Origin of the sequence: Croceibacterium segetis, assembly GCF_011320115.1 — a bacterium.
Classification (GTDB): domain Bacteria; phylum Pseudomonadota; class Alphaproteobacteria; order Sphingomonadales; family Sphingomonadaceae; genus Croceibacterium_B; species Croceibacterium_B segetis.
In genome coordinates this window covers 146700-172174 of sequence record NZ_JAANOZ010000005.1, presented here as the reverse complement: position 1 = coordinate 172174, position 25475 = coordinate 146700, and the positions used below count along the sequence as shown (strand labels likewise).

Genomic DNA, 25475 nt, shown 5'->3' with positions numbered 1-25475 from the left:
GCTTGGACCGGCGTCCTACCGCTTGGTCGGCAGGACTGGCCGCACCTTGTCGCCCGGATTGAGGAACCCGCCGGCGCGCAGGACGACGTGCTCGGTCCCCGACAGGCCGGCGACGATCGCCGTGCCTTCGTCGGTGACCGTGCCGGTCTTCACGGCGCGGCGTTCGATCTTGTTGTCCTTGCCGACGACGTAGACGTAGCTGCCTTTGGTGTCCGACATGATCGCGCTTTCAGGCAGCCGCGGGGCGACCACGGTCCCGCCGTCGATCACCGCCGAGGCGAACCCGCCAGGATGGATCGCCGGATCGTACGGCAAGGCGACCCGGACCACACCCTGTCGATCGGTCGGGTCGATCGTCGGTTCCTTCTTCCAGATCTGCCCGGTGAAAGCCCTGTCGGATCCCACGGGCGTGACCTGGGCCGTCGAACCGACGGCAATCGACCCCAGATCGTCCTCGCCGACTTTGGCGAGCAGTTCCATCTGGCCGTCCTGGGCCATCGTGAACGGCGGGTTCTGGCCGCCGGCGCCGAGCACCTGGCCGACCTCGACGTTACGGTCCAGGATCAGGCCGCCCACCGGGGCGACGATGTTGAGCCGCGCGTTGCGGGCGAGCAACTCGCGATAGGAAGCCTGGGCCACCTTGACCCGGGCGACGGCAGCGTCGCGGGTCGAGGTCAGGCGATCGACGTCGGCCTTCGAGATGAACCCGCGGTCGACCAGCTTGAGCGCGCGGTCGAGATTGGACTGTGCCAGCGACGCGTCGGCCTTGGCGACCTCGATCTGCGCGGCCGAGCCCGCGGCCTGCTCGTTCTGCACCGAACGGTCGATCACTGCGAGGACCTGGCCGCGGCGAACCCAGTCGCCGACCTGCACCGGCACCGAAATCACCCGACCGCCTTCGCCGACCACGCCGACCGCGACTTCATGGGTCGCGGCGAGCGAGCCGGTGGCGTTGATCAGACCGGTCACAGTCGTCCGCCCGGGCTCCACCACGGTCACCGTGGGAGCGGCGTTCTGCGTCGAGGGCTCGAGGGCGGTGTCGCCGTCCGCGCCGCGCGACATCATCCACGCGGCAAGCGCCAGCAGCACCGCTGCGACGACGACGACCACGATGATCCGCCGGCGCCGCGCGCGCCTGCCGTCGACCTCGATCTCTTCGACCAGCGTGCCAGGCGCGCCGCTCAGATCTGCCATTGTCGTCTCGTAGTTCATCGCAAGTCGTAAGTCCCGCTGGCCCAGCGATGCGGGGCCATATCATAGTTGAGCGCGCACCGCATATCAAAGGCAGCGCTTCCGAAAGGCGCATAGAGCGCACGCCCGGGCCATGCAATCCGCGCTTCTATCAAAAGCGCTTGGGAGCCGACGAGTAATAAATTGTCGTAAAATGAAAGAGCGGGCCCGCGATACCGCGAGCCCGCCCGTCGTTGTTTCGAATGTTCGCTTTAGCGCACGCGTCCACGCTGGACGAGGTTAACGATCGCGAGCAGGACGATGGCGCCGATGATGGCGATGATGAAACCGCCGAGATTGAACGTCTGGATGCTTCCACCGATGCCGATCAGCGGGGCGATGACGGCGTTGCCGATGATCGCGCCGATGATGCCGACGACGATGTTCCAAAAGATACCCATCGAGCCATCGCGAGCCATTACCATGCTCGCCAGCCAGCCGGCGACGCCGCCGACGATAATTGCGACAATCCAGCCCATACTCCGGTCCTCCTGTTCTTCGCGCATCACGCGCGTTGTCCCGGATAAACCACAGGGCGTGCAATGCGTTCCCCGCCTCCGCCGGCCGAGCTGAGCTTGGGCCGGACGGGAGCGGACGAATCTGCCTAAGCCGGAGCCTCAGTACTTGAGCTGGCGCTCGTAGAGATCGCGGTAATGCTGGATGCGGGTGACCCGCAGGCCCTGCATGCCCGAGCGGTCGACAGCGCGCTGCCACGAGGCGAATTCCTCGAGCGTCAGATTATAGCGCTCGAGCACCTCGTCGATCGTCAGCAGGCCGCCGTTGACCGCCGCGACGACCTCCGCCTTGCGCCGCACGACCCACCGCTTGGTCTCGGGCGCAGGTAAGTCGTCGATCGTCAGCGGCTCCCCGAGGGGGCCGATCACTTGCGCGGGACGGATTTTCTGGTTTTCGATCATTAGGTCCTCGGGTCGTCGCTCGCGGCGCCGTTCGTGTTGGGGCGACCCATGCCGCCGGCAGCTTTGCCATTGGCTAAATCATCTAAGTTAATGTCCGGTTTGCCGTCGCCGAGTTCGGCGATGTGGCGGGCCGAATCCGGATCGAAGCTGGCCCCCCCGGCCGTCTCCCCTATACCGAGCTCGGTCCTCAGCTCGCGCACGGCGTCGAACCGCGCGACGAGGTCCTGCCACGACACCGGGCGCAGACGGCCCGGCCCCACGGAAGCCTTGTCGAGCGGCCGCGAGGCAGCGGCGCCAGGAAGCTTGCCTTCGAACATGCGACGGGGTCTAGACCGCCAAGCGTCAAGAACAGGTAAAGCCGCGATTTACTCTGCGTTAGGCCGGGTTAACGCGGCGACGCCGTCTTTGCGGTGAGCGACCGGGCGGTGTATGGGCGCGGCGCGATGACCGCCCCTGCTTTTTTCGGCCCCCTCGGCCTGATCGAGGACCCCGCGGCGCTGTTCGACCTGCCGCGCGCGGCGGCCCAGTGCCGGATCGTCGTCGCCATGTCCGGCGGCGTCGACAGCTCCGTGGTCGCCGCGCTCGCGGCCAGGAGCGGGGCCGAGGTGATCGGCATCACGCTGCAGCTCTACGATTACGGCGCCGCCACCGGGCGCAAGGGCGCGTGCTGCGCCGGCGACGACATCCGCGACGCCCGGACGGTCGCGGACCGGCTCGGTTTCGCGCATTACGTGTTCGACCACGAGAGCGCCTTCCGCGAGGAGGTGGTCGAGCGCTTCGCCGACGATTACCTCGCCGGGCGCACGCCGATTCCATGCATCCGCTGCAACATGGGTCCCAAGTTCACCGACTTGCTGCGGATGGCCAAGGAGCTCGGCGCCGACTGCCTCGCCACCGGGCACTACGTTCGCCGGGTCATGGGCATCGCCGGGCCCGAGTTGTGGCGCGCGCGAGATCCGGCCCGCGACCAGTCGTACTTCCTCTACGCGACGACCGAAGTGCAACTCGATTACCTGCGCTTCCCGCTCGGCGACTTGCCGAAGGACGAGGTCCGCCGGATCGCCGGCGAGTTCGGCCTTGCGGTGGCCGCCAAGCCCGACAGCCAGGACATCTGCTTCGTGCCCGACGGGGACTATGCCCGCATCGTCAAGTCGCTGCGTCCCGCAGGCGCGCGTCCGGGGCGGATCGTCCATGCCGAAACCGGCGAAACGCTCGGCGAGCACGCGGGCGTGATCCATTTCACCGTCGGCCAGCGCCGCGGGCTTGAGATCGGCGGGCAGCCCGAACCGCTCTACGTGATCGCGCTCGATGCCGAGGCGGCCGAGGTCCATGTCGGGCCCAAGCGCCTGCTCGCCGTCGGCGCCGCCCGCCTCATCGAGACCAACCGCATCGGCCCGCTGCCCGACGGACCGCTGACGGCAAAGGTGCGCTCGCTCGCCAAGCCGGTGCCGGTCGCGCTCGAAGGGCCCGTTGGCGACGGCGCGGCGGCGACGATACGCTTTACCCAGCCCGAATTCGGCGTCGCGCCGGGCCAGGCCGCCGTGCTTTATTCAGGCGACCGGGTCATCGGCGGCGGCTGGATCGAAGCGACCGAGCCCTATTCGTCCCACGGGTCGAGCACGCAGCCGAAGCCCTTGCGGTAGTGCGCGGTCTCGCTGGCGATCAGCGGGACGTAGCCGGTGACGCTGCGCTCGTCCTCATCGTCGCTGACGAACACCGCCTCCATTCGCGGCTCGAAATCCTTCTTGCAATCCTTCAGGCTGCGTCCGGCGACGTAACGGCAGGCGCAGGCGTTGCGCGCGCCGACGGCGGCGCCGGTTTCGGCGAAGCCGTAAAGCGGCGCGCGGTAGAGCCAGCCGAGCGCGGCGAGCGCGAGCACGAGGACCAGCACGACCTTGAGCCAGGTCGGCCGCCTGCGCGATCCTCCAGTCTTTGCGGTTGCCATGCGTTCCTGCCTGGGGGATGGATGCGCGCCGATGCCGCGCCGCGCCTTTCCTAGCCTTGCCGCCCTCCTGCTGCCAGCCCTCTTGCTGGCGGGTTGCGGCGAGCCCGCGCCTTCGCAGCCGGCCTTGTCGCCGGCCGCGCTAGAGGCCGTCGCAAAGAACCCCGGCGTCCCACGCGAGAAGCTGGCCCGAGCGGTTGACGAGCTGTTCACCCGCGACGGCATCGGCGAAACCCGCGCGGTGCTGGTGCTCCACGACGGCGTGGTCGCGGCCGAGCGTTACGGCGAAGGTTACAGTCCGCGCACGAAGTTCCTCGGCTGGTCGATGTCGAAGACCGTCACCGGGGTGATTATCGGCGCGCTGGTCGCCGAAGGGCGGCTGCGGCTCGACGACCCGCCGCCGATCCCCGCCTGGCAGCGCCCCGGCGATCCGCGCGGCGAGATCACCCTGCGCCACCTGCTGCAAATGCGCTCGGGCCTCAGGCACAAGGAGAACAGCGAACCGATCTACGAATCGGGCGAAGTGCGGATGCTGTTCCGCGACGGGCGCGACGACATGGCCGCTTGGGCCGAGGCGCAGCCGCTCACGCACGAGCCGGGCAAGGTGTTCACTTATTCGACGCCTACGGGCGTGATTCTGGCCGACATCGCCGCGCGGGTGCTCGCGACCGGCGCCAAGCCCGATGCGCGGCGGCAAGCAGTCGCCGAGTTTTTTGAATCGCGCGTGTCCGGCCCGCTCGGTGCGCCTTCGTTCACGCCCGAATACGATGCCGCCGGGACGATGATCGGCGGGAGCATGATCTGGGCCACCGCGCGCGACTGGGGCAAGTTCGGCGAGATGCTGCGACACAAGGGGTCGGTGAACGGCGCCCAGCTGGTGCCGAGGGCGTGGATCGAGTTCATGACCACGCCGAGCCCGCGCTCGGCCGATTACGGCGCGATGACGTGGCTCAACCGGCCATCGGGCGGCAAACGTGACGAACTCTATGCCAAGCAGGGCCCGCACGACGCCTTCGCACTGGTCGGTCATCTCGGGCAATACGTGATCGTCTCGCCCTCGCAGGGGCTGACCATCGTCCGCCTCGGCAAGACCGACGGCAAGGACCGGCCGGCGCTGATCGATTCGCTGGCGAAGATCGCCGCGCTCTATCCCTCGAGATAGAAGCTACCCTCGACCACCGTCGCGCAGTGGCCGTTGAGCCACGCTTGGTCGCCCTTGAGCCGGCAGGTCAGGTCGCCGCCGCGGCGCGAGGCCTGGTGCGCGGAGAAGCTCGTCCGGCCGAGCCGAGCCGCCCAGAACGGGGTCAGCGCGGCGTGCGCCGAGCCGGTCACGCTGTCCTCGTCGACCCCGCCGCCGGGGACGAACACCCGGCTGACGACGTCGGTGCGGTCGCCAGGCGCGGTGCAGATGAACTGGTCGTCGCCGAGCGCGGCGAGGCCCTTGAGGTCGGGCGCCAGCGCGCGGACCTCGGCTTCGCTGGCGAACAGGTAGATCCCGTAGCGGTCGCGGCTGCGCCAGACTTCCTGCGGTCTCGCGCCAAGCAGTGCGACCGCCTCGGGCCACTCGCCGGGTTCGGTGGCGATCGTCGGCAGGGCGAGCTCGTAACCACCGCCGGCGGCCCGGCGGACCTCGAGATTGCCGGCCTTGCGTGTGCGGAAGGTCACCCGCTCGCCGCCGTCCCGCTCGAGCAGGACATGACCCGCGGCCAGCGTGGCGTGGCCGCACAGGCGTATCTCACAGGCCGGGGTAAACCAGCGCAGTTCCCAGTCGGCGGCGCCGGTTTCGTCCTTCACGACGAAGGCGGTTTCGGCGAACATGTTCTCCTCGGCGATCGCTTGCAGCACCGCGTCCTGCAGCCAGTGACCGAGCGGCATCACAGCCGCCTGGTTGCCGGCGAAGGCGCGCGCCGCGAAGGCGTCGACGTGCCAGTAAGGAAGCTTCACCTTGGCTCCTCAACCAAACCGGGAAGCAGCTCTTCGGCAGCGGCGCCGGTCTCGTTTAAGAGCCCTTCGGGGTCGGGGTGAATCAGCACCTCCACTCCCGGAAACTCACCCTCGATGCGTTCCTCGAGCTCGTCCATAACTCGGTGCGCTTCGGCGACGGTCATGTCGCCCTTCACCATCGCGTGAAACTGGACGAAATCGTGCGCGCCGCTCGTCCGGGTGCGCAAGTCGTGGACACCCTTGAGTTCGGGATGCTTGGCCAGCACCGCTAGAAATTGCTCGCGCTTTTCGGCCGGCCATTCCTTGTCCATCAGGTGATCGAGCGCCTCACTGGAAGCACGCCAACCGCCCCAGGCGAGCCACAGGGCAATGGCAAGGCCAAACAGCGGGTCGGCGCCGCCAATGCCCAAGTAGTGGTCGAGCGCGAGCGCAGCGATGACACCGAGGTTGAGGAACAGGTCCGACTTGTAATGCACGTTGTCGGTCTTGATCGCGAGGCTTCCGGTCCGGCGGATCACTTGCCGCTGCCACCAGAGCAGCACGAATGTTCCGGCGATTGCGATCAGCGACACGAGAATGCCTTCGCTCGCACCTGCCACACGGTGCCCACCGAGCAGCTGCTCGATCGCTCGAAAAGCGAGGCCGAACGCGGAAAGGGAAATGAGCACCACCTGGAACATCGCCGCCAGCGCCTCGGCCTTGCCGTGGCCGAAACGATGCTCGCGGTCGGCCGGCTGAGCGGCGATCCACACGCCGATCAGCGTGGCCACGCTGGCGACGAGGTCGAGCGCGGTGTCGGCGAGACTGCCGAGCATGGCGGTCGAATCGGTCTGCAGCACGGCCCACACCTTCATGCCGAGGAGCAGCAGCGCCATCGTGATCGAGGCCAGCGCGGCGCTGCGGGTGAGCCGGGCGCGTGCCTGCGGGTCGTCGGTCATGGGTAAAGCAGCGCGCTGCTCCAGCGCTCGCCATCGCGGACGAAGCGGCGGCGTTCGTGGAGGCGGTTGGGACGGTCGAGCCAGAACTCGATGGTCGCGGGGGAAAGGCGGAAGCCGGTCCAGTGGGGCGGGCGCGGGATGTCCTGGTCGACGTATTCCACGGCAAGCTGCTCGACCCGGTTGAGGTAGGTCTGCCGCGAATCGAGCGGGCGCGACTGGTCGGAGGCGGCGGAGCCGAGCTGGGACACCCGCGGGCGCGAGTGGAAATAGGCGTCGGCCTCTGCCGGGGTCACTTCGCTGAGCGAGCCCTCGACCCGCACCTGCCGGCGCAGGCTCTTCCAGTGGAACAGCAGCGCGGCGTGCGGGTTTTCGGCGATCTCCTGCCCCTTGCGGCTTTCCGCGTTGGTGTAGAACACGAAGCCGTCGGGCCCGTGCCCCTTGAGCAGCACCATTCTCACCGAGGGGCGGCCGTCCGCCGTCGCGGTAGCGAGCGCCATCGCATTGGCGTCGTTCGGCTCGCTCCCCCGCGCCTCGGCGAACCACGCCTCGAACAGCGCCAGCGGGTCGTCGTGCGGGATGGCGTCTTGTTCAGCCTGCATGCCGCAGCCCTAGACTCGGTGAACGATCGAGGAAAGCGCTGCTTGCACGGACGCACTGTTACACTTAGCTAACACGCCATGGCCGATCCTTATGCAACCTTGGGCGTGGCGCGCGGTGCGAGCGAGAAGGACATCAAGTCCGCCTACCGCAAGCTCGCCAAGGAGCTGCACCCCGACCGCAACACCGACAACCCCAAAGCGGCGGAGCGCTTCTCCGACGTCACCAAGGCCTATGACCTGCTGTCCGACGCCGACAAGCGGGCGAAGTTCGACCGCGGCGAGATCGACGCCGACGGCAACCCGGCGATGCCCTTCGGCATGGGCGGCGGCGGGTTTCGCCCGGGCGCCGGCGGCGCGCGCGGTTTCTCGGCGCAGGACTTCGAGGGCTTCAGCGGCGCCGAGGGGCTCGATATCGGCGACATCTTCGAAGGATTGTTCGGCGGCCGCACCGGCGCGCCGGGCGGAATGGGCGGCGGCCGTCGCCCGCCGCCGCGCAAGGGCGCCAACGTCCAGTACCGGCTGCGCGTGCCGTTCGCCGACGCCGCCGGGCTCAAGCCGCAGCGGATCACGCTCGGCGACGGCAAGACGCTCGACCTCAAGCTGCCCGCCGGAGTCGAGGACGGCACGCAGATGCGCCTCTCCGGCAAAGGCGAGCCCGGCCCGGCCGGCAACGGTGACGCGCTGGTGACGATCATGATCGAGCCGCATCCTTTCTTCCGCCGGGACGGCGACGACGTGCGGCTCGAGCTGCCGATCACGCTCGACGAGGCGGTCCAGGGCGCCAAGGTCAAGGTCCCGACGGTCGACGGCGCGGTGATGCTCACGGTCGCGCCGGGCTCGGGCTCGGGCAAAGTCTTGCGCCTCAAGGGCAAGGGCTTCACCCGCAAGGGCGGCGGCCGCGGCGACCAGCTCGTCGCCCTCGAGATCGAGCTGCCTGAAGACGTGACCGAGCTCGCCGGCAAGCTCGACGGCTGGCGCGATACCCGGAACGTGCGCGCGAAGCTCGGCGTTTGACCCGGCGGGCGCTCCGCACCCCAACTCGACAGCCCGCGCCCTGCTGTCCATAAGCCGGAACGATGGAGCTCCACGGCCTTCCCGACATCGACAAGCACGGCCCGCCGGTCGAGGACCTGTCGCCCGAGGGACGCCGCAAGGCCGCCCTGCTCCACCGGGCGGGCTTCCAGGAACAGATGCGCGAGACCGTCGGCCCCGGATCGCGCGTGTTCTGCGTCGTCAAGCGGGTTCTCGTCGGCACCTACAACGACGGCTTCATCCATGCCGGCAACCTCGCCTACATGGCGGTGCTGGCGATCTTCCCGTTCTTCATCACCGGCGCGGCGATCTTCTCGGTGATCGGCGAGCAGAGCCAACGCGCGGCATCGATCAACGCGATCCTCTACGCGCTCCCGCCGGTCGTCGGCGACGTGATCGGCCCGGTAGCGCGCACGGTGATCCAGCAGCGCACCGGGTGGCTGCTGTGGATCGGCGGCCTGGTCGGGCTGTGGACCGTCGGCAGCCTGATCGAGACGATCCGCGACGTTCTGCGCCGCGCCTACGGCACCGAGCCGACCTCGGCGTTCTGGAAGTATCGCTTGTTCTCCACCGGTATCATCATCGCCGCGGTGGTCATGCTGATGCTGAGCCTGATCGCGCAAGTCGTGATCGGCGCCGCGCAGGAAGTAATCGATGCCTACTTCCCGCAGCTCGGCGACTTGCTCGGCTCGCTCGCGCTGTCGCGCGTGGTGCCGGCGTTCGGCCTGTACGGCTCGCTTTACCTGCTGTTCTATACGCTGACGCCGTTCGCCTATCGCCGGCCGCGCTATCCCAAATGGCCCGGCGCGCTGCTGGTCACTCTCTGGTGGATCCTCGTCGCGCTGGCGCTGCCGCCGCTGCTGCGCAGCGTGTTCAGCTACAACCTCACTTACGGCTCGCTCGCCGGGATCATGATCGCGTTATTCTTTTTCTGGCTCGTCGGCCTGGGGATGGTTATGGGCGCCGAACTCAACGCGGCGCTGGCCGAGACGCCCGAAGAAGAGCAGGACCTGATCGGCCAGGCCGACAATCGCGTCCGCGCGGCGCAAGTTGACGAGAAGCAACGGGAGGAAGGTACCGAATGACCGGGCTGATGGACGGCAAGCGCGGGTTGATCATGGGCCTCGCCAACGACAAGTCGCTCGCCTGGGGCATCGCCCAGAAGCTGCGCGAGCACGGCGCGGAAATGGCCTTCTCCTACCAGGGCGAAGCGCTCGCCAAACGCGTGGTCCCACTCGCCGCGGAACTCGGCTCGGACTTCACCTTCGATTGCGACGTCTCCGACATGGCCTCCCTCGACGCCGCGTTCGAAACCCTGAAACAGCGCTGGAACACGCTCGATTTCGTGGTTCACGCGATCGGGTTTTCCGACAAGAGCCAGCTGCGCGGCAAGTTCTACGACACTACGCTCGACAACTTCCTGCTGACGATGAACGTCTCGGCCTACTCGCTGGTCGCGGTCGCGCAGCGGGCCCGCGCGATGATGCCAAACGGCGGGTCGATCCTCACGCTTACCTACTACGGCGCCGAGAAGGTCGTGCCGCACTACAACGTGATGGGCGTGGCCAAGGCGGCGCTCGAGACCAGCGTGCGCTACCTCGCCAACGACCTCGGGCCGGAGAACATCCGCGTCAACGCGATCTCGGCCGGTCCGATCCAGACGCTGGCGGCGCGCGGGATCGGCGATTTCAACTACATCCTTAAGTGGAACCAGCTGAACTCGCCGCTGCGCCGCAACGTCACCATCGAGGACGTCGGCGGCGCGGGGCTGTACATGCTCTCGGACCTTGCGTCGGGGGTTACCGGCGAGGTCCACTTCGTGGACGGGGGCTACAACGTCATCGGCATGAAGCAAGAAGACGCGCCGGATATCGCGCTGGTGTGAGAGGCTAATCGACCAGGCGCGCGGCCTTGCCATCGAAGCACGGCCTAATTCCTTGATACACGGGAAGTTACAGGGAAAAATCGCCAAATCGCACGCTATCGCGGTCTCGAGCGAGCCTGAGAACTACCGGATTCCGTCGTTCCTGCGAACGAATTCCCTAGCATTGGAACAAGGAAGATTCAGGAAACCGGCAGGGATTTTTCCGCTCAAAGCAATCTAACCCTCGGTAGCACCGAAGACAATTCTCACCGGCCTCCCACTTGACGAACGGCCCACGTGTGCCAAAGATATGCATCGTCCTAAGGCAGAGTGCACCGCGCAATCCCGCGAAAGCAAGCAGCGACAGGGCAATTTTATCAAATCGCCACGCAATTGCGGGCGGGATGGTAGTTGTCTGCTTGTGTGCTGCATAACTCTGCCCCGCCCTCCTTGCTGACGAAGCAAGAAGGATATCAGGAATGACTTACTCCCAGACTGCCCGGAAGACACTTGCACTTCCCAATGAACTCACCGCGCTCGACCAGCGCCTCGGTCCGATCGAATACCGACCGATCAGTTCCCTGAGCGACTACAAGAACAATCCGCGCAAGCATCCCGACGAACAGCTCGCGAAGCTCGCCGCCTCGATCAGGGAGTTCGGGTTCGCGATGCCGGTGCTGGTTGACGAGGATAGCACGATCATTGCCGGCGAGGCTCGAATTGCCGCAGCCAAACGCGCTGGCCTTGTCGAAGTGCCGGTGATCGTGGCGCACCACTGGAGCTCCGCCCAGGTGCGCGCCTACCGGCTCGCCGACAACAGGCTCGCCGGGCTGTCGAAGTGGGATGCCGGTGCGCTGGCGATTGAATTCGCTGCCATCATCGACATCGATGAGACTCCCATCGAAATCTTGGGCTGGGAAACCGGCGAGATCGATCCGATCATCGGCGGTGCGGGCTGTGACGGGAATTCGGTCGACCCGGCAGACGAGCAACTCGAACTTCCGGCCGAGCCGGTCAGCCGGGCGGGCGACCTATGGGTGTTAGGACACCATCGGTTGCTTTGTGGCTCCAGCCTCGATGCCGCGGCGTGGGTCGCGCTTATGGCGGGCGAGATTGCCGCAATGGCCTTCTCCAACCCCCGCTACGACGTCCAAGTGTCTGACCGCGTCTGCGGCGTAGGCAAGGCGAGCCACGCCGAGTTCGCGGTGGCCTCGGACAAGATGACCAAGGATGAGTTCACGCGCTTTCTCACTGATTTCACCGCGAGGATGCTGCCGCATCTCAAGGATGGCGCCATGCTCGATCTGTGCATGGACTGGCGTCACATGGGCGAGCTCTTGGCGGCGATCGAAGTCAATGACCTGTCGCTGCTCAACTTGTGCGTGTGGAACGGGACCAACGGAGGCATGGGTTCGCTCTACCGCTCGAAGCACGAACTGGTCTTCATCGCCAAGACGGGCAAAGCGCCACACACCAACAACGTCGAGCTGGGCAAGCACGGTCGCTACCGCACGAACGTCTGGGACTATGCCGGTGTGAACACCTTCGGGAAGAGCCGCATGGCTGACCTGACCGATCACCCGACAGTCAAGCCGGTCGCGCTGGTGGCCGACGCCATCCGCGACGTGACGCGGCCCGGCGAGATCGTGCTCGATGCTTTCATGGGATCCGGCACGACCATCCTTGCCGCAGAGCGAACGAAGCGGCGCGGGTTCGGGATCGAGATCGCGCCCGGATACGTCGACGTGGCGATCCGCCGATGGGAAGCCATGAGCGGCGAACAGACCGTGCTCGAGAGGACCGGCCAGACGTTTGCTGAAATCGCCGACGAGCGCTCCGCAGCGTAAGGAAGCGGCAAGACGCCTGCTTCGATCGAGCCCCTCGCCACCGACCTCTGAGGACAGGGCTTCGGCATGTCAGATCGGCGTGCGGGACCTCCCCCTCACATCCAGATTCCAGGAGACTTCTGATGCCTATCGTTCCCATCACCCCAGACCCATCGTCCAACCACAACCCTCCCCCGCCCCGCGTGCGCGTCCGTACCCGTTCGGCCCCAGCAGCAGAGCCGGTTGATCAACAAGCTGATGAGCCGGCACGTCTCGACCAGCGAGATTACGAGGTCGGCTACAAGAAGCCGCCCAAACACACCCGGTTCAGGCCAGGCCAGTCTGGCAACTCGAAGGGTCGGCCCAGGAAGGCCAAGGGCCTAAACACGCTAGTCCGCGAGACGCTTGGCGGCAAGATCGCTGTCCGCACCGGTGAGGGCACGAAGCGGATCAGCCGGATCGAAGCCGTCCTGCAGAAAACCCTCGAACAGGCGATGAAGGGCAATCCGCGTGCGCAGTTGGAGCTGATCAAGCTCTGGAAGAACGCTGTCCCTGAGACGAACGAACTCGAAGGTGCGGCCAACGCGCCCGAAGAGGATCTCACCGCTGCCGACCTCGCGATCCTGCAGGCGCTGCGCGAAGAGTTGACCGGCACGGGAGACGGGCAATGACCCGTCATGATCCCGCCCTCCTCTCAACGGCGCGGCGGCAATTCTTTCCCCTGTTTCTGGTGAAGGCCTTCGAAACACTCCACTCAGGTGATCCTCCGCTCGAGCTCGGTTGGTACCTGAAGGCCCTCTGCCATGCGCTCGAACAGGTCCATGCCGGCGCTGAACGTCGGCTGGTGGTCACGATGCCGCCGAGGCATCTGAAGTCCGTGACGACCTCGGTTGCATGGGTTGCATGGACCCTCGGTCATGATCCCAGGACCAAGATCATGGTCGCCAGCTACAGCCAGGACCTGGCCCGCTACCACTCGAACCAGACCCGGATGCTGATGGAGTGCGACTGGTACAAGAGGGACTTTCCGAAAACGCGGATCAGTGACCGCGGCAACCGGGCGCTCGAACTGGAAACCACCGCTGGTGGCGAGCGCAAGGCGGTCTCGGTCGGGGGTTCAATCACGGGATTTGGTGCCGACATCATCATCGTCGACGACTGCATGAAGGCCGACGAGGCACGCAGCCCGACCCAGCGCCAAGAGGTGCGTAACTGGTACGATAACACGCTTCTTAGCCGCCTCAACGACAAGGCCACGGGTCGCATCATCTCGATCCAGCAGCGCCTGCATGAAGACGACTTGCCGGCGTACATGCTCGAGAAGGGCTACCGCCATCTCAACCTGCCGGCGATCGCGGAGAAGGAAGAGGAGGTGGCCATCGGTACCGGCCGGGTGCACGTTCGCAAGGTCGGCGATCTCCTTAATCCTGCGCGGGAAGACCGCGCGACGCTCGACCAGCTCCGACGGGACCTCGGCCCCGTGGTGTTCTCGGCCCAGTACCAGCAGAAGCCGGTCACCGCCGAGGGCAACATGATCCGCCTCGACTGGTTGGGCACCTATGACGAAGCGCCCGGGCGTCGCGAGTTCCTCAAGGTGGTGCAGAGCTGGGATACGGGCATGACGTCGGCGCCCACCAGCGACTACTCGGCCTGCACCACGTGGGGATTCGAGCGCACCTGCCGCAAGTGGTATCTGCTGGACGTTTTCCGCAAGCGTCTTGATTTTCCTGATCTGAAACGCGCGGTTCTCGAGCTCCACAAGCGCTACCGGGCAGACAGGATAATCATGGAAGAAGCCGGGAGCGGATACGCGCTCTACCAAGACCTTCGCTCGACCGGAAAGCCGTGGCCGATCATGGTGAAGTCGCAGGTCAGCAAGGAAGAACGGTTCAACGGCTGCCTCGGTGAAGTTGAGGCAGGGCATTTCCTGCTCCCGCGCGAGGCGCCGTGGCTGCATGACTTCCGCGACGAGTTGCGAGCGTTTCCGCAAGGCAAGTATGACGATCGGGTCGACAGTTTCAGTCAGTTCGTGAAGTACCAGCTTGCCACCTGACGCTGGGTGCTCACCGAATACATGCCCGATGGGCGAGCGCGCCAAGCGGTGAGACACCATACCAGGCCTTGGTGACGACGGAAGCCATGGCTCGCGAAGGCTGATCGGCTTAGGCTTCTCAGGCCCCATTCAAGGCAAGCCTGCCGGCATCAAGACAATTTCCACAACCTTGGGGCTGACGAATGCCCTTTAAGTCGATTGCGCAATGAACCCTTAGGCATCGAGCGGACACTGAGGATCTGGAGATCCAATGGCGAAAGCTCTGTTTTCCTCTCAACGCGAGGGCATCGAATATTCGCGGCGCGCGACGTCTTACGAGCTTCTTGGTAAATCTCAGCACCTCACGTTCCACTCGCCGACATGCGCTTGGCAGGGAAAACGTGGAAGGTGGCGCGCGCCATCGGGTAGTATTCGGGCGGGAGCCATGACGACGCGGGAACCAGTTTCTGATATCTCGGCAGAAAACCCCATCAACGCCCTTCGAAGCTCAAGCCACGCCAGGCGCCACACAAATCGTCGCTTTCAAATCACGACCGACGTCTCAAAGTCCTAAGCTGAAGGTGCCACGAAACAGACGCCAGATCCGGCGTCTAATGGCTGGAAAGATCATGGCGCGAGGCAGCTCGGTCGGCACGCAGTCGTGCGCAATTTGCTGAATTTTGCCCCTTAGGGTGGGCGTCCACATGAATCGCTCTTTGACGGAGCATCGGGTAATCGCGTGCGCCGTCGAAGGCGTTAGGTCAGCAATCAGCTTGAGCGCTAGCGGGGGTACATTTCGGCGCGATCGTTGCAAGACATCTTCCGGGACGATGTCGCGAGCCAGCGAGCACGCGATATGCAGGGCAGCATAGGCATATGGCAGCGTGGCAGTCCGCTCGCCAAACTCTAAGAATTCGTCCCAGCCGAAGGCTTCCAATCGTTGGGCCTTCCTGATGAACAAGACCAGTTCGACCAGCCTAAGCATCCGGAGGTTTCCGACGGGGCAGCCTGCGTGACAGGCCAAGAAAAGTACCGTCGGGACCGCAGCGATCGCAGAGGCGTGGCAACCAGGGCGCCAGCAGTGTGTTGTGCTTTGGCTGATCAGTTCATCTAGTGGGATGATGGGCGCGCCCTGCGCGTACCGTCGATTTGTCGAGGTGTGTAAATCGATTCCCCAAGGATCATCGCGATGAACAAATGCCAGACTCTTTGGGGTGAGCGCGGATGAACTGTGTCGCCAGAGTTGCTCATCCGGCAGCTTGGTCTCCTGTTCCGGTGAGTACCCGAGTCCCCTCAAGACGCGCTGGGCGGCCAACTTGTCGGAAGGGGCGATAAGCAGATCGATATCCGACATCGGTCGGGTACCCGGAGTCGGAAAACACTCGAATGCGGTGTGCATTCCCTTTAACACGGTCACGTCTATGCCGTTCTCATCCATGCGCGCGAGCACCTCTATGCACCGCGCCGTGAGAGTCTCCATCCGGAGAGAATTCTCCTGGAAGTGTCGCGCTAAAATGTCGCTCGTGGTTTCGGACGCACTCAACAGCCCCTGTGAGCACCAATATCCCAACAGGGGGCCCAAACCCGAAGTGTAGGCAGCAATCCCGATTGCGTTTGCGTCACCTTTCAGGGGGCCGAGCGCTTGTCCCGAAGCCAATATCTGCCGAATCATCCGTTCGATCGAATCCAGCGCGCTTTGCCAAGCTTCGGTGGCAACGTCATGCCAAAGCCACAGTGGGAGGCCTCGGCGAATGGCCAAGGAGGAGCGGTTTTTGAACTCCGCTTCAGTCAGCAGCTGAGTTGCGGAATGCTTATGAATCATCTTTTATCCGATAACGAACGATGAACTCTTGTGCGGCGATGGCCACGAGGCGGTTCAATTGAACCCGATCTTTTTGGATCGAGGCCGGCCCGGGCTACGGCGGCTCGTGCTTCCCCAAGGATACCCTGGCCCTGCTCAAGACCGGTCACGATTACCAAGCGCCGCTCAGGGTCGTCGAGGCGGTCGTGCTGACCAACGACAACCGCAAGCGTGCGATGGGCCGGAAAGTCGTCCAGGCGCTCGGCGGCGAAACCCATGGGAAGGCCGCGGGGGTGCTGGGCCTGACGTTCAAGGCCAACACCGACGACATGCCGGATTCGCCGCCGCTGGCGATCGTCCACGCGCTGCAGGACGCGGAGGATGAACGTGCGCGCCTACGATCCCGAAGGCATGGGGCAGGCCGTCAAGCTGCTCGACGACGTGACTTATTGCACGAACGCTTACGACGCGCTGGAAGGTGCCAGCGCGACCGTTATCGTGACCGAATGGGATGCTTTCCGCGCCCTCGATTTTGCTCGCATGGGCGAAGTCCTGGCCGAAAAGCTGCTGGTTCACTTGCGCAACCTCTATTATCGGGACGAGGTCGAGCGGCACGGTTTCAGGCATATCATCGTCAGGGGGTTAGTGGGACGAACCGACCAAAAGTACCACCTCCAAGACCAAGTCAGCGCACGCGCTGAGCCACTCGTTGCGCAAGGATCAGCCTCTCAGACGCTCCAAGGTAAAACCCTGATTAAAAGCGACTCCCGTCCGAGCAGACGGGGGTTGGTTGAAAAGTGTCCGCTCCGACGGGCGCCGTCGAACAAGATCGTTGGGCCGCTGCATCCTGCAGGCCGAAGTGATGCTCGCGCTCGAGCGCCCGGAGGCCCTCGCCAAGGGGGTGATCCCGCTGGCTGAAGAGCTCGGTTCTGACTCCACTTTCGATTGCGACGTGTCTGACATAGCCGCATTCGACACCCTCAAGCGGCGCTGGGATAGGATACATTTCGTGGCTCACGCGATCGGCTTTTCCGACAAGAGCCAGCTGCGCGGCAAGTTCTGCGACACCACGCTCGATAACTTCCTACTGACGATGAACGTCTCGGCCTATCCGCTGGTCGCGGTGGCGCAGCGGGCGCGGGCGATGATGGCAAACGGCGGGTCGATCCTCACGCTGGCCTACTACGGCGCCGAAAGGTGATCCCGCATTACAACGTGATGGGCGTCGCTAAACCCGCCGAAACCAGCGTGAAATATCTCGCCAACGACCTTCGGCCCGCAAACATCCGCGTGAACGCGATCTCGGCCGGCCCGATCCGTGCCCTGGCCGCGCGCGGGATCGGTGACTTCAGCTACATCCTCAAGCAGAACCAGCAGAACTCGCCGCTGCGGCGCAACGTGAACATCGGAGACGTCGGCGAGGCTGCCTGCTTTGTCGTCAGGTGTGAGGAGGGACTGCACTTCGTGGATGCCGCGATCAAATATAAGCATGAAGCAGGACGATGCACCGCATTAGGACGGCCCGGCGAACGAAACCGCGCGGTCAGTGCGTTTGAGCAGCACATTCTCCTCACTGCGATCCTCGATCTGGTAACCGTGGTCCAGGCAGAGGCGCAGCGCGTCTGTTTCCCCCCAAGCTTCGAGAACTATGATACGGGGGCAGCATGTCTGAAAATACGGTCCAAGAACCTTGTATTCCATGCCTTCGATGTCGATTTTCATCACATCGATATGGGCTGCGATTTCGGAGAGGGACCTGCAGTCGACTTCCCTAAATGCCCCAGCATGCCGCACGACAAATGATGATCCGCCCGCGTTCTTTCTGTCCTGAATATATAGTTTAAGTTTTTCGTGCTTATCGGACACTCCGATGTTGTAAGCTTTGACCGATAGCCGATTCAAACGAATGTTCTCCTCGAGAACCGCGAACGCATCGGGATTGGCCTCAATCGCGATGACCTGTTTGGTCAGGCATGCCGCGCGCAAGCTGAAGGCTCCGATATAGGCCCCCACATCAGCAAAAACGTCATTGGGCCGCACGTGTTCTTCCAGCCAGCGCATCTCGGTTCGATTGTATAACTGCGGATAGAACAGCAGCCCTCCGTCGACTGCCTCTTTCGGATCAAGGCGCATCTTCATGCCCCAGACGTTCGCAATGACGGTCGGACGAGCCTTGCGCAGGTAAATCGGCTTGAGCACCCGATTTATGAGCGCGGTTGCGTGCGGCAGGGGCGGCAATGAGCGGCCCACCGCGCACACCAGCTTCAATTCAGTATCCATCGTTCTTTCCAAGGCGAAAGGGCGTGGCCATAGCAGCGTCTTGCTGACTGCAAAAGAATGCGCTTCAAGGATTTGGTGGATCGGATTGACATACACGCCTGTTCCAACTCCTTGCGGATCGACTGTTGTTTGGCCTAAGGGCGATCGCGATGATTGGGCTTCCACCTCGGACTCGAGTTTTAGTAGCGGCCGTCGCTGTCCTGACCGGCACCTTGCCGGTCGCGAGCCCGGCTGCCGCGCAGCGGATCGTAGAGCAGGCGATTTCCGGAGATTACCGAGTTTGCACCTACCAACGAACCGTCGGCAATGAGGAAAGGGTCCTGCAGCTTCCGCTTGGAGAACCCTGCCCTCCGTTCGCATCAGACGTCGCCTCGAACAGGTCGGGTTCGGCGCCGCCCCCTTCCGCTCGCCTGACCCGCACGGAAATCAGAAGCGATACGCGGATTTGTACGTATTCTCAGAGTCGCGCTAGCTGGAGCATTGACGTTCCTCTCAGCAACTACTGTCCATTGGCCGCCGGCATGCTTCAGAAGCGGTAGCGGCCTCTCCCGAAAGCATACCCGCGAGCAAAGCAGGCGCCCAAGATCCTATGTCAGTGGCAGCCGCTGCCGCGACGATATCGCTCTAGGTTTTCAATCTACAATCGGAGCTGGATTAATGCGATTTGCAGAGAACCCGGTGATCGTCGTGGTCGGGCTGGGTTACGTCGGCCTGCCCCTGGCGGTGGCTTTAGCAGAGCATTTCACAACCATCGGATTCGATATCGACACAAGCCGCATCGAAGAGCTCACCAACGGGCATGATCGGACCTGCGAACTGCCGAGCGAAAGGATTCTTCAATCGTCTCTTCGACTTACCTCCGATGTCGCCGCGGCCAACGGGGCCAATATTTACATCATCACAGTGCCGACGCCGGTAGATGCGGACAACAAGCCGGATCTGCGGCCCGTGATGGCGGCGTCCCGAACTATCGCCGGGATGATCGATCCCGAAAAGCTTGCCATCGTCGTCTACGAAAGCACGGTCTACCCTGGGGTGACCGAAGAGGTGTGCGGGCCAATAATCGAAGCCGAAGGCGGTCTTCGCCGGGGCGAAAATTTTTTCCTCGGCTACAGTCCCGAGCGCATCAACCCGGGCGACCGCGAGCATACAGTGGACCGTATCGTAAAGGTCGTAGCCGGTGAAAATGAAACCGTCACCGAGGAGCTGGCGCGAGTCTATTCGCGAGTAACCTCGGCAGGGGTGTTTCGCGCTGTCTCCATCAAGACGGCGGAAGCGGCCAAGGTTATCGAAAACGCGCAGCGTGACATCAACATCGCCTTCATGAACGAAGTCGCCCGGATCTTTCACAAGCTCGGGCTGTCGGTGTGGGACGTTCTCGAGGCGGCGCGCACGAAATGGAACTTCCTCAAGTTCGAACCAGGGCTGGTTGGTGGTCACTGCATTGGTGTCGATCCCTACTATCTGAGCCATCTTGCTCAAATGATCGGGCACGAGCCAAAGGTGATTCTTGCCGGACGGGAGACTAATGACAGCATGGGAAGCTGGGTCGCGGCAGAGATGGATGGCGGCCTGGGAGGCAAGCCGTCGAGAATTCTGGTGCTGGGCATCACCTTCAAGGAAAACGTTCCCGACGTGCGCAATTCAAAAGTCATCGACATTGTTCGCGCACTGCGCGAGCGCGGCCACGACGTTGCGGTCCACGATCCCTTGGCCGACCCGACCGAAACCATGGCGGAATATGGTATCGCCCTGTCGGCGGATGCGCTGGAACAAAGTTATGACGCGGTACTCGGGGCCGTTGCCCACGATGAATATCGGGCTCTGGGGCTCTCCGAGCTCGACAGACTACTCGCAAATGGGGGTTTGCTCGCGGACCTGAAGGGCATTTGGCGGCATACCGAAGTGAGCGCGTCGACGACGCGCTGGAACCTCTGAGCGGAGACGAAAATGCCCACCTTGGTCACCGGCGCCGCCGGCTTCATCGGCTTTCACGTAGCGCAACGGATGCTCGCGCGAGGCGACGAAATCATCGGCATCGATTCAATCAACGACTATTACGACCCGCAGCTCAAGCGTGATCGTCTGCAGGAACTTAAATCGGCGTTTGGCGAATCATTTCGGTTCGTCCGTGTTGATTTCGCCGATCTCGAGGCGCTGACGCGCGCGCTCGAGGGTTTGGAATTCGATCGGATCATCCACCTCGGGGCCCAGGCGGGGGTGCGCTATTCGATCGAGAACCCGCACGCGTACGTGCAAGCCAACCTGGTGGGCCATTTGAACCTTCTCGAAGTGGCGCGGCATCAGAGAGCGAGCCACATGGTCTACGCGTCGTCGTCATCGGTGTACGGAAATAACAAGACCCTGCCGTTTCGCGTGGAGGATCGGGTCGATCATCCCATTTCGCTCTACGCAGCGACGAAGAAGGCCGACGAGCTGATGAGCGAGACGTACGCTCACCTCTACCGCGTGCCGCTAACCGGGCTGCGCTTCTTCACCGTCTATGGCCCATGGGGACGTCCCGACATGGCCATGTGGATTTTCACTCGCAAGATCCTGAGCGGGCAGCCCATTCAGGTGTTCAATCACGGTCAAATGCGCCGCGATTTCACCTATATTGATGACATTGTTACTGGCGTGGTTGCTTGCCACGACAATCCGCCGACCGATGACGGTGCACCCAAGGCCGGTGGCAGCCTGGCGCCGCATCGGTTGTACAACATCGGCAATCACCGATCGGAAGATTTGATGCGAATGATCGAGCTGCTGGAGCAGTCTTGCGGTTGCAAGGCTGATTTCGACTTTCAGCCCATGCAGCCCGGCGATGTGCCGGAAACGTTCGCGGATATCAGCGCAATCCAGCAGGATCTCGGCTTCCAGCCGGGTACGGCGATAGATGTCGGCGTACCTCGGTTTGTCGACTGGTACCGCCGTTATCACCGTCTATGAGGCCAAGCCGGCACGCCAAAGCCTGCCGGCAAGAGATGCAAGTCAGTTGACTACCCGAAGCGGCGCTCCGGCGCCGATTTGAGGAACCGGAGGAACTACGGCGGCCCCGATCTTTGGCTTGAATTCGGGAACGAGGGCCTGAAGGTGCGCCAGAAGGCGCGCGACGTCGCGATCGCGCAAGGTGCTGAGCAACTCATGGAGCCGCTCGTCCAGTTCACTGGAAGGGAGGCAGTTTTCGTGCGCCTTGAAGATACGAGGGTGGCTGGTGGCTTCGGCGCTTTCCCCGATCAACAGTTCTTCGTAGAGCTTCTCGCCAGGACGCAGGCCGATGATGTTGATCTCAATGTCCCCGTCCGGACGTTGCGCGTCGCGGACTAGGAGACCGCTAAGCTCGATCATTGCGCGAGCCAATTCGTAAACCCTGACCGCTTCGCCCATCTCCAAAAGAAAGACTTCGCCCCCTCGGGCCAGCGCTCCCGCCTGGATGACCAGCTGCGCGGCTTCTGGGATGGTCATGAAATATCGCGTTACCTCTGGGTGGGTTAACGTGACCGGCCCGCCGCTCCTGATCTGTTCCCGAAATACCGGAACCACGGAACCGCTTGAGCCGAGCACGTTGCCGAAACGGACCATGGAATAGGTCGTATTCTCGCTACGCTGGTGCATGGCCTGCAGGACCAACTCCGCAACTCGCTTGCTGGCTCCCATGACATTGGTCGGTCGCACGGCTTTGTCAGTGCTGATCAACACGAAATCGGCGACACCGTGCAGCAATGAGACCTCGGCCACATTTCGCGTTCCGAAGATATTGGTCCGGATTGCCTCGGCCGGATTCTGCTCACTGAGCGGAACGTGCTTGTAAGCCGCCGCGTGATAGACCGTTTGCGGTCGCCATGTGGTGAACACCTCGTCAAGGCGGTCGCGGTCTCGCACGCAACCCAGCAGGGGAACGATTTCAGGCGGAACGCCGCGGGTGTTGAGTGCCAGCCGGCGCAGCTGTCTTTCCAGAGCGAATATGCCGCTCTCGCTGATATCGTACAGCAACAGGGCCGTGGGGCCCAGATCAATGATCTGTCTGCACAACTCGCTGCCGATCGATCCCGCTGCACCTGTTACCAGCACCACGCGGTCTGCAATCTTCTTGCGCAGGAGATCAACATCGGGGTCGACGGTCTCACGTCCGAGCAAGTCTTCGATTTCGATTTCCCGCAGATCGTTGGCGGTCACCTTTCCTGTGCTGAGATCGTCAAGTGCGGGAAGCGTGCGAACATAAAGCCCGAACTTCTGCAATTCCTGCACAATGGCGTTTCGATGCTCGCGAGATGTCCGCGGCAGTGCGAGCAGGACCTCCTCCAGTCCTCGCGTGACGACCAGTTCAGGCAGATCATGGCGAGAGTAGATGCGAAGCCCCTGCATCGTATGCCCCGCCAAGCTCTCGTCGTCATCGACGAACCCGATAAGCTTCACTCCTTGTCCTGTCTGAAGGGCAGAAGCGAGTTGCCGCCCGACGGCGCCGGCGCCGTAAATTACCGCGCTTCGTCGCGGCCTTCGCACGCGTGCGAGCCCTGACGAGGCAAAGGCCCAACGCCGGAAGAATGCCCGGCTCGATTCCGTGAGAACCAACAGCACGACCGGCTGAATCAGGCTGATCGTGCGCGGCACGTTGGGGGGTACCAGGAGGATGAAAGCGGGTGCGTATACGAGCGAATATATGCCGATGGCCCGAGCAACGGATTCGAAAGAGTGCGTACCGGCAAATCGGACGAGCGCATGGTAAAGTCCCAGTGCCGTAAATATTGGAACAAGCGCTGCAACGCTAATCGCGAATGCAAAAAAGAATTGAATTGGCTGGTCCGGAAGCGTTCCAAGTCGAAGATAGAACGCAATGACGACACTGACGCCCGCTGCCGCGATGTCGTTGGCAACCAGCAGCGCGCGCTTGGCAGGCCTTGGCAGGCTGACAAGAACCGAAAGAAGATCAGACATATCGGGCTTTCATTCGCGACCAAAGCGCCCCTATCTTGCATCCGTGCAACCGCCGGGGCAAGAGTGTGTTCGCGCGCTGCTGATAGTGACTGCTGCACGCGATCACAACTCAATGCGATTAGCCATAATCCATGTCTAAACCAAAATTGCTGTATCTAGTTAATGAAGGTTCATTTTTTGTCTCGCATCGATTGCCCATCGCGCGGGCCGCGAAGGACGCGGGATACGACGTGCTGGTCGCTTGCCCCGACAGCGCCGCAACCGAGCGAATCGAGCGAGCCGGACTTCGCCACGTGCCGATCCGCGGCTATCGCGGACTCGCCGGCGTGATCCGCGAACTCGCAGCCTTGCTCGCTGTCATGCGCCTGCTCAGGCGTGAAAGGCCAGATCTCGTCCATCTCATCACCGCCAAACCGATCCTGTTCGGCGGGATCGCGGCCAGGCTCGCCGCAATCCCTGTCGTTGCCGCGATTTCCGGCATGGGTTATGCGTTCACGGGGCCTGAAGACCGTGTCCCACGTTTGAAGAGAGTGCTTCTAGCCGGGTACCGGGCGGCGCTTCACCGCCCCAAGGCTTACGCGATATTCCAGAATGACGCGGATCGATCGTTCTTTCGGCAGCAAAATATATGCTGGCCGGGGCGAGACCTTCTCATCCCCGGGTCGGGCGTGGATTTGGACCTGTTCGATCCAAAACCTCCGCCACAACGCCGGCCGCGAGTCGTGTTGCCGGCACGAATGTTGCGCGACAAGGGCGTGTTCGAGTTCGTGGAGGCCGCGCGCTTGCTCCGTGAGCAAGGCTACGAAGCGGATTTCTGCCTCCAGGGAAGCCCGGATGGCGGCAATCCCACGACCATACCGGAAGAGACGTTACGAGATTGGGATAGATCGGGAGTAATTCGCTGGAACGGTCATTCGGACAACGTTCCCGGCTTTCTCGAGTTGGCCGACATCGTGGTGCTGCCGTCATATCGAGAGGGCTTGCCCAAGACGTTGATCGACGCGGCAGCGGCGGGACGGCCGACCGTGACTACGGATCTGCCAGGTTGCAGGGCTGCTATCCTGCCCGAACAAACCGGACTTCTGTGCGCTGCGGCCGACGCACGAGACCTGGCTGAGAAGATCGCGATGCTTCTCGACGACCCTGTCCGGCGGCTTGAGATGGGGCGCAAGGGCCGCGCATTCGCCGAGCAGCGCTTCGACATCCGAACGATCGTTGCCCAGCACCTCGACGTTTACGGGCAAGCCCTGTCGTGATGCAAATTGCGATAACCGGCGCCAACGGGTTCATCGGCTCTCACCTCGTTCGCGCAATCTTGGGCCAAGGCGACGTACCTGTGGCGATCAATCGTACCGGGACGCCCTCCGCCGAACCTGGCGCGGCGATCGCTCGCGCAGGCGGCGATTGCAGCGATGCGCAACTGCTGGCCGCCGCCTTCGCAGGCTGCAGTTGTGTCGTGCATTTGGCCGACAGCCCCTTGCGTCATCGAAAGGGGCTGTCGGCGCATACTGCTGCAGATCGAGCGGCTGCAATCGTCAGCGCAATGCAGTTGGCTGGCACCTCCAGAATCATTTACGCCAGCAGCATTTACGCGCGCCCCGGATTGCGGTCGGCATCGGTCTACGGCCAGTCGAAGTCACGGGCCGAGGACGTTTTCGCCGGCTTCGGCTTTGTGGTCCCTATTATCTTGCGTCTGCCGCCTGTTTACGGGGAGGGAGGGGGCGGAGGTTATGCACTGCTCGAGCGCGCAGTCCGATGCGGGCTGCCGCTTCCCTTCTCAAACATGACGGCCCATCGCTCGTATCTCGACGTGCAGGCCTTGAGCCGATTGATTCTTCATCTGCTGGCGCTCTCGAATGACGCTTGGGATAGGGTGGCAGCCGCCGGCCCCATCGAACCGTCCGACGGTCCACCTATGGGGACCGCGGATCTAGTCCGAACGATCGCCGCAAAGTATGGCCGCCAGGCAAGCTTGTTTCCCTTGCCGACGAAGCTTGGGTCGCTCGGGAGATTGGTGGGCTTCGACATGCGCTCGCTTTCGCGACCGCTCGTCGCGCAAGACCCCCAAGAAGTCGAGCAGATTACCGGGTGGCGAGCCGACGCGCCTTTGTCGCGTTGAAGACAAAGAGGTAGCC

General features: G+C 63.4%; 23 protein-coding genes and 2 pseudogenes. 14 read left to right on the top strand and 11 right to left on the bottom strand.

The window, feature by feature from the left end; genetic code table 11:
• Positions 1 to 15: 15 nt before the first annotated feature.
• The 4 genes from G7B69_RS07860 to G7B69_RS07845 form a co-directional block, all read right to left on the bottom strand.
• Positions 16 to 1212 (bottom strand): efflux RND transporter periplasmic adaptor subunit, encoded by a 1197-nt coding sequence (locus G7B69_RS07860; RefSeq protein WP_166177881.1) that lies wholly within the window; start codon positions 1210 to 1212, stop codon positions 16 to 18.
• Positions 1213 to 1442: 230 nt separating this feature from the next.
• Positions 1443 to 1709, bottom strand: a complete 267-nt coding sequence (locus tag G7B69_RS07855; protein WP_166178108.1) for a GlsB/YeaQ/YmgE family stress response membrane protein — start codon at positions 1707 to 1709, stop codon at positions 1443 to 1445.
• Positions 1710 to 1847: 138 nt separating this feature from the next.
• A complete protein-coding gene (sciP, locus tag G7B69_RS07850; RefSeq protein ID WP_166177879.1) occupies positions 1848 to 2147 on the bottom strand; it encodes a CtrA inhibitor SciP in 300 nt (99 codons plus the stop codon).
• Entirely contained in the window at positions 2147 to 2464 is a 318-nt protein-coding gene (locus G7B69_RS07845; RefSeq protein WP_166177877.1) for a hypothetical protein, read from the bottom strand. The genes sciP and G7B69_RS07845 overlap by 1 nt, the downstream gene beginning before the upstream one ends.
• Before the next feature lie 126 nt (positions 2465 to 2590).
• On the opposite strand from G7B69_RS07845, the gene mnmA reads away from it, so the two are divergent.
• Positions 2591 to 3790 carry a tRNA 2-thiouridine(34) synthase MnmA gene (gene mnmA / locus G7B69_RS07840; protein ID WP_166177875.1) on the top strand — a complete coding sequence of 400 codons (1200 nt, stop codon included), beginning with the start codon at positions 2591 to 2593 and terminating at the stop codon, positions 3788 to 3790.
• On the opposite strand, the gene G7B69_RS07835 is transcribed toward mnmA, so the two are convergent.
• Positions 3745 to 4092 (bottom strand): hypothetical protein, encoded by a 348-nt coding sequence (locus G7B69_RS07835; RefSeq protein ID WP_166177873.1) that lies wholly within the window; start codon positions 4090 to 4092, stop codon positions 3745 to 3747. The two genes, mnmA and G7B69_RS07835, sit on opposite strands and share 46 nt — an antisense overlap.
• Positions 4093 to 4123: 31 nt before the next feature.
• Here G7B69_RS07835 and G7B69_RS07830 point away from each other — a divergent pair, with 31 nt between their 5' ends.
• A complete protein-coding gene (locus tag G7B69_RS07830; RefSeq protein WP_166177871.1) occupies positions 4124 to 5251 on the top strand; it encodes a serine hydrolase domain-containing protein in 1128 nt (375 codons plus the stop codon).
• Here the strand turns inward: G7B69_RS07830 and G7B69_RS07825 are convergent.
• From G7B69_RS07825 to pdxH, 3 genes are read right to left on the bottom strand one after another with little or no spacing between them, the layout of a single operon-like run.
• On the bottom strand, positions 5236 to 6033 hold the full coding sequence (locus G7B69_RS07825; RefSeq protein ID WP_166177869.1) for a PhzF family phenazine biosynthesis protein: 798 nt from the start codon (positions 6031 to 6033) through the stop codon (positions 5236 to 5238). The two genes, G7B69_RS07830 and G7B69_RS07825, sit on opposite strands and share 16 nt — an antisense overlap.
• A complete protein-coding gene (locus G7B69_RS07820; protein WP_166177867.1) occupies positions 6030 to 6971 on the bottom strand; it encodes a cation diffusion facilitator family transporter in 942 nt (313 codons plus the stop codon). Before G7B69_RS07820 ends, G7B69_RS07825 begins: the two co-directional genes overlap by 4 nt.
• A complete protein-coding gene (gene pdxH, locus G7B69_RS07815; protein ID WP_166177865.1) occupies positions 6968 to 7570 on the bottom strand; it encodes a pyridoxamine 5'-phosphate oxidase in 603 nt (200 codons plus the stop codon). Before pdxH ends, G7B69_RS07820 begins: the two co-directional genes overlap by 4 nt.
• A gap of 78 nt (positions 7571 to 7648) precedes the next feature.
• On the opposite strand from pdxH, the gene G7B69_RS07810 reads away from it, so the two are divergent.
• The 6 genes from G7B69_RS07810 to terL all read left to right on the top strand — a co-directional run bounded on the left by G7B69_RS07810 (position 7649) and on the right by terL (position 14345).
• The gene (locus G7B69_RS07810; RefSeq protein ID WP_166177863.1) at positions 7649 to 8584 is read left to right on the top strand and encodes a DnaJ C-terminal domain-containing protein; all 936 of its coding nucleotides are present in this window, start codon (positions 7649 to 7651) and stop codon (positions 8582 to 8584) included.
• Between the two features lie 62 nt (positions 8585 to 8646).
• On the top strand, positions 8647 to 9687 hold the full coding sequence (locus tag G7B69_RS07805) for a YihY/virulence factor BrkB family protein (RefSeq protein WP_166177861.1): 1041 nt from the start codon (positions 8647 to 8649) through the stop codon (positions 9685 to 9687).
• Positions 9684 to 10487 (top strand): enoyl-ACP reductase FabI, encoded by an 804-nt coding sequence (gene fabI, locus G7B69_RS07800; RefSeq protein WP_166177859.1) that lies wholly within the window; start codon positions 9684 to 9686, stop codon positions 10485 to 10487. Before G7B69_RS07805 ends, fabI begins: the two co-directional genes overlap by 4 nt.
• A 458-nt stretch (positions 10488 to 10945) precedes the next feature.
• Positions 10946 to 12313: a site-specific DNA-methyltransferase gene (locus tag G7B69_RS07795; RefSeq protein WP_166177857.1), complete on the top strand. Its 1368-nt coding sequence runs from the start codon at positions 10946 to 10948 to the stop codon at positions 12311 to 12313.
• Positions 12314 to 12435: 122 nt separating this feature from the next.
• Positions 12436 to 12963, top strand: a complete 528-nt coding sequence (locus tag G7B69_RS07790; RefSeq protein ID WP_166177855.1) for a DUF5681 domain-containing protein — start codon at positions 12436 to 12438, stop codon at positions 12961 to 12963.
• The gene (terL, locus tag G7B69_RS07785) at positions 12960 to 14345 is read left to right on the top strand and encodes a phage terminase large subunit (RefSeq protein WP_166177853.1); all 1386 of its coding nucleotides are present in this window, start codon (positions 12960 to 12962) and stop codon (positions 14343 to 14345) included. The genes G7B69_RS07790 and terL overlap by 4 nt, the downstream gene beginning before the upstream one ends.
• A gap of 541 nt (positions 14346 to 14886) precedes the next feature.
• Here the strand turns inward: terL and G7B69_RS07780 are convergent.
• Positions 14887 to 16146 (bottom strand): nucleotidyltransferase family protein, encoded by a 1260-nt coding sequence (locus tag G7B69_RS07780; protein WP_166177851.1) that lies wholly within the window; start codon positions 16144 to 16146, stop codon positions 14887 to 14889.
• Between the two features lie 68 nt (positions 16147 to 16214).
• On the opposite strand from G7B69_RS07780, the pseudogene G7B69_RS16785 reads away from it, so the two are divergent.
• Both G7B69_RS16785 and G7B69_RS07770 read left to right on the top strand, forming a co-directional pair.
• Positions 16215 to 16752, top strand: a pseudogene (locus tag G7B69_RS16785) (UDP binding domain-containing protein); the annotation flags it as partial.
• Positions 16753 to 17008: 256 nt separating this feature from the next.
• Positions 17009 to 17641, top strand: a pseudogene (locus G7B69_RS07770) (SDR family oxidoreductase); the annotation flags it as partial.
• Here the strand turns inward: G7B69_RS07770 and G7B69_RS07765 are convergent.
• A complete protein-coding gene (locus tag G7B69_RS07765; RefSeq protein ID WP_166177849.1) occupies positions 17638 to 18501 on the bottom strand; it encodes an FkbM family methyltransferase in 864 nt (287 codons plus the stop codon). The pseudogene G7B69_RS07770 and the gene G7B69_RS07765 overlap by 4 nt on opposite strands.
• 582 nt (positions 18502 to 19083) lie before the next feature.
• Between G7B69_RS07765 and G7B69_RS07760 the strand changes: the two genes are divergently transcribed.
• Together G7B69_RS07760 and G7B69_RS07755 are read left to right on the top strand one after the other, a co-directional pair.
• Positions 19084 to 20343 carry a nucleotide sugar dehydrogenase gene (locus G7B69_RS07760; RefSeq protein ID WP_341479174.1) on the top strand — a complete coding sequence of 420 codons (1260 nt, stop codon included), beginning with the start codon at positions 19084 to 19086 and terminating at the stop codon, positions 20341 to 20343.
• 12 nt (positions 20344 to 20355) lie between these two features.
• Positions 20356 to 21354 (top strand): SDR family NAD(P)-dependent oxidoreductase, encoded by a 999-nt coding sequence (locus tag G7B69_RS07755; RefSeq protein ID WP_166177845.1) that lies wholly within the window; start codon positions 20356 to 20358, stop codon positions 21352 to 21354.
• Positions 21355 to 21396: 42 nt separating this feature from the next.
• Here G7B69_RS07755 and G7B69_RS07750 read toward each other — a convergent pair whose 3' ends face one another.
• Positions 21397 to 23340, bottom strand: a complete 1944-nt coding sequence (locus G7B69_RS07750) for a nucleoside-diphosphate sugar epimerase/dehydratase (protein ID WP_166177843.1) — start codon at positions 23338 to 23340, stop codon at positions 21397 to 21399.
• 131 nt (positions 23341 to 23471) lie between these two features.
• Between G7B69_RS07750 and G7B69_RS07745 the strand changes: the two genes are divergently transcribed.
• Both G7B69_RS07745 and G7B69_RS07740 read left to right on the top strand, forming a co-directional pair.
• Positions 23472 to 24596, top strand: a complete 1125-nt coding sequence (locus G7B69_RS07745; RefSeq protein ID WP_166177841.1) for a glycosyltransferase family 4 protein — start codon at positions 23472 to 23474, stop codon at positions 24594 to 24596.
• Positions 24596 to 25459 (top strand): NAD-dependent epimerase/dehydratase family protein, encoded by an 864-nt coding sequence (locus tag G7B69_RS07740; RefSeq protein ID WP_243415085.1) that lies wholly within the window; start codon positions 24596 to 24598, stop codon positions 25457 to 25459. Before G7B69_RS07745 ends, G7B69_RS07740 begins: the two co-directional genes overlap by 1 nt.
• Positions 25460 to 25475: the final 16 nt, after the last annotated feature.

Bases quoted from the DNA above. Each gene is read 5' to 3' on its own strand.
- G7B69_RS07740 (WP_243415085.1), top strand. From the start codon at position 24,596: ATGCAAATTGCGATAACCGGCGCCAACGGGTTCATCGGCTCTCACCTC.
- sciP (WP_166177879.1), bottom strand. From the start codon at position 2,147: ATGATCGAAAACCAGAAAATCCGTCCCGCGCAAGTGATCGGCCCCCTC.
- G7B69_RS07835 (WP_166177873.1), bottom strand. From the start codon at position 4,092: ATGGCAACCGCAAAGACTGGAGGATCGCGCAGGCGGCCGACCTGGCTC.
- G7B69_RS07755 (WP_166177845.1), top strand. From the start codon at position 20,356: ATGCCCACCTTGGTCACCGGCGCCGCCGGCTTCATCGGCTTTCACGTA.
- G7B69_RS07845 (WP_166177877.1), bottom strand. From the start codon at position 2,464: ATGTTCGAAGGCAAGCTTCCTGGCGCCGCTGCCTCGCGGCCGCTCGAC.
- pdxH (WP_166177865.1), bottom strand. From the start codon at position 7,570: ATGCAGGCTGAACAAGACGCCATCCCGCACGACGACCCGCTGGCGCTG.
- G7B69_RS07830 (WP_166177871.1), top strand. From the start codon at position 4,124: ATGCCGCGCCGCGCCTTTCCTAGCCTTGCCGCCCTCCTGCTGCCAGCC.
- fabI (WP_166177859.1), top strand. From the start codon at position 9,684: ATGACCGGGCTGATGGACGGCAAGCGCGGGTTGATCATGGGCCTCGCC.
- terL (WP_166177853.1), top strand. From the start codon at position 12,960: ATGACCCGTCATGATCCCGCCCTCCTCTCAACGGCGCGGCGGCAATTC.
- G7B69_RS07780 (WP_166177851.1), bottom strand. From the start codon at position 16,146: ATGATTCATAAGCATTCCGCAACTCAGCTGCTGACTGAAGCGGAGTTC.
- G7B69_RS07820 (WP_166177867.1), bottom strand. From the start codon at position 6,971: ATGACCGACGACCCGCAGGCACGCGCCCGGCTCACCCGCAGCGCCGCG.
- G7B69_RS07855 (WP_166178108.1), bottom strand. From the start codon at position 1,709: ATGGGCTGGATTGTCGCAATTATCGTCGGCGGCGTCGCCGGCTGGCTG.
- G7B69_RS07790 (WP_166177855.1), top strand. From the start codon at position 12,436: ATGCCTATCGTTCCCATCACCCCAGACCCATCGTCCAACCACAACCCT.
- G7B69_RS07795 (WP_166177857.1), top strand. From the start codon at position 10,946: ATGACTTACTCCCAGACTGCCCGGAAGACACTTGCACTTCCCAATGAA.
- G7B69_RS07750 (WP_166177843.1), bottom strand. From the start codon at position 23,340: ATGTCTGATCTTCTTTCGGTTCTTGTCAGCCTGCCAAGGCCTGCCAAG.
- G7B69_RS07805 (WP_166177861.1), top strand. From the start codon at position 8,647: ATGGAGCTCCACGGCCTTCCCGACATCGACAAGCACGGCCCGCCGGTC.
- G7B69_RS07860 (WP_166177881.1), bottom strand. From the start codon at position 1,212: ATGAACTACGAGACGACAATGGCAGATCTGAGCGGCGCGCCTGGCACG.
- G7B69_RS07745 (WP_166177841.1), top strand. From the start codon at position 23,472: ATGTCTAAACCAAAATTGCTGTATCTAGTTAATGAAGGTTCATTTTTT.
- G7B69_RS07810 (WP_166177863.1), top strand. From the start codon at position 7,649: ATGGCCGATCCTTATGCAACCTTGGGCGTGGCGCGCGGTGCGAGCGAG.
- mnmA (WP_166177875.1), top strand. From the start codon at position 2,591: ATGACCGCCCCTGCTTTTTTCGGCCCCCTCGGCCTGATCGAGGACCCC.